The sequence below is a fragment of the Mesorhizobium sp. M2C.T.Ca.TU.002.02.1.1 genome (assembly GCF_003997225.1).
On the sequence record NZ_RZTO01000120.1, the window covers coordinates 1 to 10,783 of the forward strand.

11 protein-coding genes and 1 pseudogene are annotated in these 10,783 nt (G+C 62.2%); all 12 read left to right on the forward strand.

Annotated elements, in window-relative coordinates:
- Window positions 1-442, forward strand: a pseudogene (locus EOD07_RS09180) (cytosine permease); the annotation flags it as partial.
- 60 nt (window positions 443-502) lie between these two features.
- The gene (locus EOD07_RS09185; RefSeq protein WP_073988962.1) at window positions 503-1,519 is read left to right on the forward strand and encodes an alpha/beta fold hydrolase; all 1,017 of its coding nucleotides are present in this window, start codon (window positions 503-505) and stop codon (window positions 1,517-1,519) included.
- Between the two features lie 79 nt (window positions 1,520-1,598).
- The gene (locus EOD07_RS09190; RefSeq protein ID WP_040985669.1) at window positions 1,599-2,759 is read left to right on the forward strand and encodes a transporter substrate-binding domain-containing protein; all 1,161 of its coding nucleotides are present in this window, start codon (window positions 1,599-1,601) and stop codon (window positions 2,757-2,759) included.
- A gap of 26 nt (window positions 2,760-2,785) precedes the next feature.
- Window positions 2,786-3,460: an ANTAR domain-containing protein gene (locus tag EOD07_RS09195; protein WP_127235195.1), complete on the forward strand. Its 675-nt coding sequence runs from the start codon at window positions 2,786-2,788 to the stop codon at window positions 3,458-3,460.
- 212 nt (window positions 3,461-3,672) lie between these two features.
- Window positions 3,673-4,920 (forward strand): transporter substrate-binding domain-containing protein, encoded by a 1,248-nt coding sequence (locus EOD07_RS09200; RefSeq protein WP_040985668.1) that lies wholly within the window; start codon window positions 3,673-3,675, stop codon window positions 4,918-4,920.
- Between the two features lie 57 nt (window positions 4,921-4,977).
- Entirely contained in the window at window positions 4,978-5,847 is an 870-nt protein-coding gene (urtB, locus tag EOD07_RS09205; RefSeq protein WP_127235196.1) for an urea ABC transporter permease subunit UrtB, read from the forward strand.
- A 33-nt stretch (window positions 5,848-5,880) separates the two neighbouring features.
- Window positions 5,881-7,011, forward strand: a complete 1,131-nt coding sequence (gene urtC, locus EOD07_RS09210; RefSeq protein ID WP_245469986.1) for an urea ABC transporter permease subunit UrtC — start codon at window positions 5,881-5,883, stop codon at window positions 7,009-7,011.
- Window positions 7,008-7,769 (forward strand): urea ABC transporter ATP-binding protein UrtD, encoded by a 762-nt coding sequence (gene urtD / locus EOD07_RS09215; RefSeq protein WP_040985666.1) that lies wholly within the window; start codon window positions 7,008-7,010, stop codon window positions 7,767-7,769. The genes urtC and urtD overlap by 4 nt, the downstream gene beginning before the upstream one ends.
- Window positions 7,762-8,457 carry an urea ABC transporter ATP-binding subunit UrtE gene (gene urtE, locus EOD07_RS09220; protein WP_073988752.1) on the forward strand — a complete coding sequence of 232 codons (696 nt, stop codon included), beginning with the start codon at window positions 7,762-7,764 and terminating at the stop codon, window positions 8,455-8,457. Before urtD ends, urtE begins: the two co-directional genes overlap by 8 nt.
- A 33-nt stretch (window positions 8,458-8,490) precedes the next feature.
- A complete protein-coding gene (locus tag EOD07_RS09225; protein WP_040985664.1) occupies window positions 8,491-9,528 on the forward strand; it encodes an aliphatic amidase in 1,038 nt (345 codons plus the stop codon).
- 134 nt (window positions 9,529-9,662) lie between these two features.
- Window positions 9,663-10,496, forward strand: a complete 834-nt coding sequence (locus tag EOD07_RS09230; protein WP_127235197.1) for a CbbQ/NirQ/NorQ/GpvN family protein — start codon at window positions 9,663-9,665, stop codon at window positions 10,494-10,496.
- A gap of 6 nt (window positions 10,497-10,502) precedes the next feature.
- The coding region (locus EOD07_RS09235) for a hypothetical protein (RefSeq protein WP_206519445.1) at window positions 10,503-10,783 on the forward strand (281 nt) is incomplete at its 3' end.

The following is a 10,783-nucleotide window of genomic DNA, read 5'->3' on the forward strand; positions in this document are numbered from 1 at the left end:
GGGGGCGCTCGCCTTCCTCTTCCTCTATTGCAATCTCGGCTCGGTCTGCGCGCACTGCCTCTACAACTCGGCCACCGGCTGGTCACGGATCCTGGGCACGCGCATGCGGATCATGGCGGTGGTCCTCGGCATCATCGGCATCGTGGTTGCCGCCGGCAATGTGTGGGCCTTCTTCATTCAGTGGCTGTCGCTGCTCGGTGTTGTTGTGCCGCCGATCGGCGCCATCGTGCTTGTCGACCAGTATCTCTACCGCAGGAATGCGGAGATCGGCGAAGACTGGCGGCCAACCGCTTTCATCGCCTGGGCAATCGGATCGGCCGTGGCGCTGATTGTCGAATTCTACGCCCCGCATTTCTCCACGGCCATCAGCGCCATGCTGGCAGGCGGCATCGCTTATGCCGTGATCGGCCGGCAGCAGCAGGCTGCACGGGCGGCGGCTTGAGATTGGACCGGGCGGGCCGCTTTCGCGGCCCGCCTCAAACTCGCAAGGAAAGTGAAGCATATGGCTGACTATGAAATCTTCGACCTCGGCGACTTCGCCCTGCAGCGCGGCGCCACGCTGCGCGACGCCAAGCTCGCCTATAAAACATTTGGCGAGCTGAACGCCAAAAAGGACAACCTCATCGTCTATCCGACCTGGTATTCGGGCCAGCATGCCGACAATGAATGGCTGATCGGCAGTGGCATGGCGCTCGACCCGGCCAAATATTGCATCGTCATCCCGAACATGTTCGGCAACGGTCTCTCATCCTCGCCGAGCAACACGCCCGAGCCTTACAACGCATCCCGCTTTCCGCTGGTAACCGCATACGACAACGTCCGCGCCCAGCATCGTCTTGTGACGGAGAAGTTCAAAGTCCAGAAATTGCCGCTGGTCACCGGCTGGTCGATGGGCGCGCTGCAGACCTTCCAGTGGGGTGCTCAGTATCCCGAGATGGTGGAGCGCATTGCTCCGTTCTGCGGGTCGGCCAAATGCTCGCGGCACAACTTCGTCTTCCTCGAAGGCGTCAAGGCAGCGCTGACGGCCGACGCGGCCTGGAACAATGGTTGGTATGAGAAGAAGCCTGAAAAAGGTCTGCGCGCGATGGCCAGGGTCTATGCCGGCTGGGGCTTTTCGCAAGCATTCTACCGGCAGAAGTTGGATCTCGAAACGCTGGGCTTCTCCTCGCTCGAGGATTTCCTGATCGCATTCTGGGAAGGTTTCTTCCTGCCGAAAGACGCCAACAATCTCCTGACGATGCTGTGGACCTGGCAGAACGGCGATATCTCCGACAACGAGCTGTACAAGGGCGACTTCAAGAAGGCGCTGTCGTCCATTCGGGCAAAGACCTACGTTATGCCGAGCCGGACGGATCTCTATTTTCCACCCGAAGACAGCGAGTTCGAAGTGGCGAACATGCCCAATGCCAAGTTCATTCCTTTTGAGTCCATCTGGGGTCACTTTGCCGGCGGCCCCGGCACGAGCCAGCAGGATGTGAAGTTCCTGGACGGCAAGCTCAAGGACTTGCTGGCCAGTTGACCACGATCGCGGCCGACCGCAGGATTGCGGTCGGCCGCGTCCGACAACAAGAAACGCAGTTGGGGAACTTTGGGAGCGTATGTTGACCAGATCAAGCAATACCTCCGAACCGTGGCGCGTCGGCGTCCTCTTTTCCCGCTCCGGCTTCATGGCCGTCATCGAGGAAACGCAATTCAGGGGAACGCTGACGGCGATCGAGGAGATAAACGCCGCGGGCGGCGTCAACGGCAGGCCGATCGAGCCGATCTGTTACGATCCGGGCTCCGAGGCCAGCGCCTTCGGCCGCTACGCCAAGAAGCTGATGGTCGAGGACGGAGTCAGCACGATATTCGGCTGCTACACATCAAGCAGCCGCAAGGCGGTCCTGCCGGTCGTCGAGCGGCTGAACGGCCTGCTGTGGTATCCGACCCTCTACGAAGGTTTCGAATTCTCCCCCAATGTCATCTACACCGGCGCTACGCCCAACCAGAACAGCGTCGAACTGTGCCGTGTGCTGATGCAGACCTACGGCACCCGCTTCTACTTCATCGGCTCGGACTATATCTATCCCCGCGAGTCCAACCGCATCATGCGCGAGCTGATCCGCAACAGCGGCGGCAGCGTTGTCGGCGAGTCCTACGTCAACATGGGCGCCAAGCGTGCCGAATTCCTGCCGGTCATGCGTGAAGTGAAACGCGCGCAGCCCGACGTGATCTTCTCGACCGTCGTCGGCGATGGAACGGTCTACCTTTATCAAGCCTATGCCGAGCTCGGGCTCAACCCGAAGATGATGCCGATTGCCAGCCTCACCACCACGGAGGCCGAGATCCGCGCCATGGGCCATGACGTCGGCGAGGGCCACATCACCGCCGCTCCCTATTTCCAGGGCATCGGCAACGAGCGCAATTCCACCTTCGTGCGCCACTACCAGAAGCGCTATGGCGAGGACGAGCCGACCAACATGTGCCTGGAGGCTTCGTACTTCCAGGTCAACGTGTTTGCCAAGACCTTGGAGCAGACCGGCTCGATGGACACAGAGATCCTGCGGTCGTCCGTGATGGGGTCCGAATTCGAGGCGCCTCAGGGCGATGTTGTCATCAATCCGATCTGGGGCCACGCGGATCTGTGGACGCGTATCGGTCGCGCGAACCGGCAGGGCCAGTTCGACCTCGTCTATGAGTCACCGAGCTGCGTTCGATCCGATCCCTATTTGCTTGGCTACGGCCGCAGCCTGCGCCAGCGATCCCTCGAACTAACCTGACCAAGCGGCAGCAAGGGAGGACAATCGTGCAAGAGACCGTCGACATGAGGAATATTGGTCGCGACAAGATCGGACAGGCAGGGGCACCACGGAGGGATGGTGGGGTTTTCACGCAATCCTCTCCTTCTTCCGCAACCAAGTCGCTCTGGGATCTCACGGTTGCCGTTATCGTCGACCGAGATGACGATGGCGAGCGGCTCGTGCGCGAGTTGCAAAGGTTGCGCTGCCAGGTGCATCACGAATGGCCGATCCCGCCGCAGATACCGGTTCATTACGATGCCGTGTTCTGCACGCTGTCCGCGGACCTGCCGCAAAGGCTGCCCTGGATCCCCGGAGAACCGGGGGCTGCCCTTGTCGTCATCGATCGCGGCGACAGTCCGCTCGACCTCAAGCTTCTGCACAATTGCGCCGCCCACGGCGTGCTCCATTATCCGACGACGACGCGCTCGGTACAGGCGGTCCTTTCATTGGCGCGCAGCCATTTCCTCTATGAGCGCCGCCTGCGCGGCCGCATAGATAAATTGGACGAGAGCCTGCGCACGATGCGCAGCGTCGAGCGCGCGAAATCGCTTCTGATGCGGGTGAAGAACATCACCGAGGAAGAGGCTTACAACTACCTTCGCCGGCAGGCGATGGAACGGCGCGTCACGATCGGCGCGGTCGCCAGCGCCATTGTTGACTCCTACGATCTTCTCAGCTAGCGTTTTCAGATTGGCGGCAACGGTGCCGCCGGCGAAATACAGGTAATGGAACCTCACGGCATTCGCGAAAGCGGGACGTGGGGTTTTTTGTTGCGAACGACAGAGTTCGCGGGCGGCAGGGTGCCGCGCACATCAAAGGCACTGAGGCCTCGAAACGATCTGCTTCACGCAGCTCGCTTCGGGGCCTTTTTTATTTTCAAGGGGAGAAAAAGGTGAACAAAAACCGTCGTAGTTTTCTGAAGGCTACAGCCGCGCTCGGCACAGTGTCCCTCGTCGGATTTCCGCATATCTGGAGCAAGAACGCCTCGCTGGCGCGCGCCGCGGACGGCCAAATCAAGGTAGGCGTCCTGTTCTCGCTGACCGGCACCACCGCCATCATCGAGGAATCGCTCAACAAGGCCACGATCCTGGCCATCGAGGAGATCAACGCCGCGGGTGGCATCAACGGCATGCAGATCGTGCCGGTGGTCGAGGATCCCGCCTCCGATCCGGCCACCTTCGCCGAAAAGGCGCGCAAGCTGGTGCTGTCCGACAAATGCGTTTCGGTCTTCGGCTCCTATACGTCGGCCAGCCGCAAGGCGGTGCTGCCGGTGTTCGAGAAGCAGAACAACCTCTATTGGTATCCGACCCTCTACGAGGGGCGCGAATGCTCCAAGAATGTCATCTACACCGGGGCCGTGCCCAACCAGCAACAGGATGATTTCGTCCCCTGGCTGGTCAAGAATTTCGGCAAGCGCTGGTACCTCATCGGGTCGAACTACATCTATCCGAAGGAGGAAAACAACTACTGCAAGAAGCTGCTGGCCGAACTCGGCGCCGAGGTGGTGGCCGAGGAATACGTCCCGCTCGGTCATTCCGAATTCTCGTCCGTCATCAACAAGCTCAAGGCGGAAAAGCCGAACGTCATCTTCTCCACCGTGGTCGGCGACTCGGTGGTGGCCCTGCACCGGCAATACCATGCCGCCGGGCTCGACCCCGCGACCATGCCGATGGCCAGCCTGACGACGTCGGAGAACGAAGTGGCGGCCATGGGCGGCGAGGCGGCCGCCGGGCACTTCACCTCGGCGCCTTACTTCATGGTCTGGGATTCGCCCGAGAATCATAAATTCGTCGACGCCTACAAGAAGCGATGGGGCGCCGACAAGGTCACCCATTTCGTGTCCGAGCCGTCCTACTTCCAGGTCCACCTGTTCAAGCAGGCGGTCGAGAAGCTCGCCGGCAGCGACATCACGCCCAACACCATCCGCGAGGCGGTCAAGGGCCAGGAGATGGTGGCTCCGCAGGGCAAGGTCCGCATCGAGCCGGAGAACCTGCACACCTGGCTGTGGCCGAAGATCGGCCAGTGCCAGGCAGACGGCCAGTTCAAAATCCTGAAGCAGTCCGCCGAATGGCTCGAGCCGGTGCCCTACAAGGCCTACCCGAACCAGAAATGCACGGCGGAAGGGCTCAAGCAGGTCTGAGGCCGGAAGACGGATCGGCGGCGCCCGGGACGGCGCCGCCCCTTCGAAAGGTGTGCCATGGATATCATCGTATCGCAGCTCATGACGGGCCTCAGCATCGCATCGATCCTGATGCTGGTGGCGCTTGGCCTCGCCGTCATCTATGGCGTCACCGGCGTCATCAATCTGGCGCATGGCGAATTCGTCATGCTGGGCGCCTATGCCGCCTGGGCGCTGCAGACCGAATTCGGCATGGGTTTGCTCGCGAGCCTGGTGCCGATCTTCATCATCATGGCCGCGGTTGGATGGCTGGTCGAGGTGCTGGTCATCAGCCGTCTCTACGACCGGTTGCTCGACACCATCCTTGCCACCTGGGGCATCGGCGTTATGGCGCAGCAGGCCGTGCGCCTGACCGCGGGCGGCGAGCTGCGCTACGTGCAGATGCCGGAGTCGCTTTCGAAGAGCGTCACCATCCTCGGCGCCACGGACTCGGCCTACCGCCTGTTCATCCTGTTCGTGGCGCTCGCTCTTTTCGCCGTCACCTGGGTGATCTACCGACACACCAATTTCGGCCTCAAGCTCAGGGCGATAACCCAGAACCGCGCCGTCGCCTCGAGCTACGGCATCAACGCCAGCCGCATCTATCGGCTGACCTTTGCATACGGAGCGGGCCTCGCCGGACTTGCGGGCGCCCTGGTCTCGCCGCTGAAGAGCGTCTCGCCGGAGATGGGCACCAACTATGTGGTCGATGCCTTCATGGTGGTCGTCCTCGGTGGCACGCAAAGCCTGATGGGAACGTTGGCAAGCTCCGGCATCCTGGGTGAGCTGTCCGGCTATCTGGCCTTCTATTCGAACGACACGATCGCCAAGGCGCTCGTCCTGCTCGCAATCGTCGTCCTCATCCGCTTCCGGCCACAAGGGCTCTTCACCGCCCGCGTGCGGACTTGAGTCGTTGCGGATTTGAATCAGGGAAACAGCTCAGTGTCCGGCAAGACAAAAACAGAAATCGTGATCTGCGCGGCGGTGTGCCTGGCGATCCTGCTTGTGCCCGTGTTCATGAACGACTCTTTCCTGCTCAACAAATACGCCCGCTATCTGGTGCTTGGCATGCTGGCCATCGCGCTTAGCCTGTCATGGGGCTACGCCGGCATCCTGAACCTCGGCCAGGCCACCACCTTCGGGCTCGGCTCCTATTGCATGGCGATGGCGCTGAAGCTGAAGACCATCCCGATCCATACGGGTCCGGATGGCCTGCCGGATTTCATGGTCTGGAACAACGTGCCGGAACTGCCGTGGTTCTGGAAGCCTTTTTATTCCACGACCTTCGGCGTGACCGCCGGCATCGTCATACCGCTCCTGTTCGCGGCGCTTCTCGGCTGGTTCATGTTCCGGGGCCGCGTGACGGGGGTCTATGCGGCGATCACCACGCTGGCGGCAATGGTCGTCGTTCAGCTCGTCATCATTGATCAGCAGGCCTATACGGGCGGCTTCAACGGCATCACCGACCTCGCTCAGTTCGACATCGCCGGCTTCGCTTTCGATGCCTATGGCTCGGCGAGCTACTATCTGGTCGCCATCTGCCTGACAGTTTCACTGTTCCTTGCGCTGGCGGTCACCAAAAGCAAGGCCGGCCTGATCGTGCAGGCGATCCGCGACCAGGAAGATCGCGTCCGCTTCTTCGGCTACGACGTCGCGCTCTACAAGATCTTCATCTTCTCGGTCTCGGGCGCCATCGCCGGGCTCGCCGGCATGCTCTACACGATCGTGATGGAGTTCGCCTCGCCGACCTTCATGGGCGTGCCGCTCTCCCTTTCCGTCGTCATCTGGGTTGCCGTGGGTGGGCGCCAGAGCTTGGTCGGCGCCATGCTGGGCGCCCTGATCGTTGCCGGCATGCAGGGCGCGCTGTCGGAATCGGAGACATTTCTGGACTCCTGGACGCTCGTCATGGGCCTGCTCTTCGTCCTTGTCGTGCTGTTCCTGCCCAAGGGCATAGCCGGCGCCGTGGAAACGATCACGGCACGGTTTGAGCGTCGGCGCCCCGCGCCTGCCCAGCAACCGCAGCGAACCGACGCCGCCGGCGCCGGCACCCACCATCTGGAGAGCCTGCCATGACCAAGGCCAGCGCTCAGCTCGTTGTCGACAAGGCGAAAGTATCCTTCAGCGGCTTTGTAGCCGTTTCTGATCTCACATTGCGTGTGGCGCAGGGCGAGCTTCGCTGCCTCATCGGGCCGAACGGAGCCGGCAAGACCACGGCGCTCGACCTGATCTGCGGGAAGACGCGGCTCGCTGCCGGCGAGGTGTATTTTCAGGATAAGCCCATCCACCGCTTGAGCGAGCACGCCATCGCCCGCACCGGCATCGGCCGCAAATTCCAGGTGCCGAGCGTTTTTCGCGATCTCAGCGTGCGCGACAATCTCCAGATCGGGCGCTCCGCGAGCCCCGGCGTCTTGTCGAACCTGTTCAGATTCCGACAGAGCCGCGACAAGGCCGATATCGAAAGGCTGGCGGAGCTCGTCGGCCTGGAGGATGAGCTGGGCACGCCGGCGGCGCATCTTTCGCACGGACAGACCCAATGGCTCGAGATCGCGCTCATCCTGGCGCAGAACCCGCTTCTGATCCTGATGGACGAGCCCACCGCCGGCATGACCCAGCAGGAGACGAAGAAGACCGCCGACCTGTTCTGCCGGCTGCGTGGCAAGCACACGCTGATCGTCGTCGAGCACGACATGGGTTTCGTGCGCGACATCGCCCAGACCATCTCCGTCATGCACCAAGGCAAGCTGCTCGCCGAAGGAACGATCTCCGAGATCGAATCCAACCAGGCGGTGCGCGATGCCTATCTCGGCTCGGGAGGGATCGGCCATGCTTGAGCTTGCCAATGTCGACGGCTTCTACGGACGCAGCCGCGCGCTCCAGTCGGTGTCATTGAGCGTCGGCGCCGGCGACTTCTTTTCCGTGTTGGGCCGCAACGGCGTGGGCAAGACGACGCTGCTGCGGACGGTGCTTGGCCTGATGAGCCGCACCACCGGTTCCATCAGGCTCGACGGCGAGGAACTGGTCGACCAGCCCACGCACAAGCGCGCGCTGGCTGGCGTCGGTTACGTCCCGCAGGGCCGCGGCATCCTGCCGAGCTTCACGGTGCGAGAAAACCTCATGGTTGGGACTTTCGCCGCGAAGGGCGGCGGCGGGCGGATCGCCGAGTGGGTGCTGGAACTTTTCCCCATTCTCAAGGAATTTCTCGGTCGCCGCGGTGGCAACCTTTCAGGCGGCCAGCAGCAACAGCTCGCCATTGCGCGCGCCCTGCTGTCAGAGCCCAAGATCATGCTGCTCGACGAGCCGACCGAGGGTATCCAGCCCAACATCGTCGAGCAGATCGAGAATGTGCTGATCGACCTCAATCGCAAGCACGGGCTGACGATCGTCCTGGTCGAACAGAACATCGCATTCGCCCGCCGCGCTTCACAGCGTTTCGCCATCCTCAACAGAGGCAGCGTCGCGGTCAGCGGCCCGATCGGGCAGCTCAGCGATGAGATGATCCACCAGCATCTGGTTGTCTAGATGGACACCGGCAAACCCCAGGAGGAGTAAGACATGTATCACGGCGATATTTCGAGCAGCAACGACACCGTCGGCGTTGCCGTCGTCAATTACAAAATGCCACGCCTGCACACGCGCGACGAAGTGCTCGCCAATGCCCGCAACATTGCCAAGATGGTCGAGGGGATGAAGGCCGGTCTGCCCGGCATGGACCTCGTGATCTTCCCTGAATATTCCACCCACGGCATCATGTACGACCAGAAGGAGATGTACGAGACCGCCTCGTCGATCCCTGGCGAGGAAACCAAGATCTTTTCCGAGGCCTGCAAGAAATCCCGCGTCTGGGGCGTCTTCTCGCTGACCGGCGAGCGCCATGAGGAGCACCCCAACAAAGCTCCCTACAACACCCTCATCCTGATGAACGACAAGGGTGAGATCGTGCAGAAATACCGCAAGATCATGCCCTGGGTCCCGATCGAGGGCTGGTATCCGGGCGACTGCACCTATGTCTCCGAAGGTCCGAAGGGGATGAAGATCAGCCTCATCATCTGCGACGACGGCAATTACCCGGAAATCTGGCGCGACTGCGCCATGCGCGGCGCCGAGCTGATCATCCGATGCCAGGGCTATATGTATCCGGCCAAGGAACAGCAGATCCTGATTTCGAAGTCGATGGCCTGGGCCAACAATGTCTATGTCGCGGTCTCCAATGCGTCCGGCTTCGACGGCGTCTACTCCTATTTCGGCCATTCCTCGATCATCGGCTTCGATGGCCGCACGCTTGGCGAATGCGGAACGGAAGAAAACGGCATCCAGTACGCGCAGCTTTCGACATCACTGCTGCGCGACGCGCGCCGCAACATGCAGTCGCAGAACCATCTCTTCAAGCTGCTGCACCGTGGCTATACCGGCCTCATCAACTCCGGCGACGACACGCGCGGGCACGCTGTGTGTCCGTATAATTTCTACAAGCAGTGGATCACCGATCCGGAAGGCACGCGCGAGAAGGTCGAGGCGCTGACCCGGCAGACTGTCGGCACGCCGGAAAGCCCGATCGAAGGCATTCCCAACAAGGTGGCAGCCCATCGTTGAGCGACGGTCGCTGCCAGGCGCCGCGGCCTGCGAGGGGCCGCGGCGCACCTTGAAAGCATGCCGCCCAAAAGCGCGCAGCGATCTTGGCGGCATACGCAAAGACATAGACTTGTGCCACGCGTTTGGAGATTGAAATGGATCGAGGGACCGGATCCGCCGCGGTAGCAGGCGACGCGTTGGGGGATTTCCGCATCGTTTCCGAGCCTTACTTCCGGCCCGTCGGCAATGAAGTCGCCCTATTCGAAGCCGCCTTCGCATCGCGCATGCCGGTTATGCTCAAAGGTCCGACGGGCTGCGGCAAGACGCGTTTCGTCGACCACATGGCATGGCGGCTCGGCCGGCCGCTGATCACCGTCTCGTGCCACGAGGACATGACCGCCTCCGATCTCGTCGGTCGCTACATGCTCGATGCCGACGGCACGGTCTGGCACGACGGACCGCTGACGCTCGCCGTCCGCTCCGGCGCCATCTGCTATCTCGACGAGATCGTCGAGGCCCGTCAGGACACCACGGTCGTCATCCATTCGCTGACGGACGATCGCCGCATCCTCCCGCTGGAGAAGAAGAACGAGGTGCTCAAGGCACACCCGGACTTCCACCTCGTCATCTCCTACAATCCCGGTTACCAGAGCGTGCTGAAAGACCTCAAGGAATCGACCAAACAGCGCTTTGTCGCCATAGCCTTCTCCTATCCCGAGGAAGTGGTCGAGACCGAGATCGTCGCGAACGAGGCCGGCGTCGATCGGCCGCTGGCGCAGACCTTGGTTCGGATCGGCCACCGCGCCCGCAACCTGAAGGGGCACGGACTAGAGGAAGGCGCTTCGACCCGCATGCTGATCAACGCCGGACTGCTCGCCCGCCGCGGCATTCCGATCGACGAGGCCTGCGAAGTCGCCCTGGTGCTGCCGATCACCGACGACCCCGACATGCGCGACGCGCTGAAGTCCGCCGTCGCCGCCTGCATTTGAGCATCAATGGCCAGCCTTGTGCAAACACCGGCGCGGCACGACGCGACCGATGAGGAAATCTTGCAACGGCAATTGGCCGACGCGTTTCCCGGCGATCTTCATCAAGCCTGGATACGCGCCCGCCGGCGCCTGTCCGGGGCGGGCTATGGCGAGGGGGTCACCGACGCCTATGTCCGCTTGTCGCCCCAAATCGCGCGCCTGGTCTCGCCGCAGACGGCCGTCGATCTCGCCGGCGTCGTCTCGGGTGTTGCCATCCGCGCGGGGCGAGCCGCGGCGGCGCTGCTGCC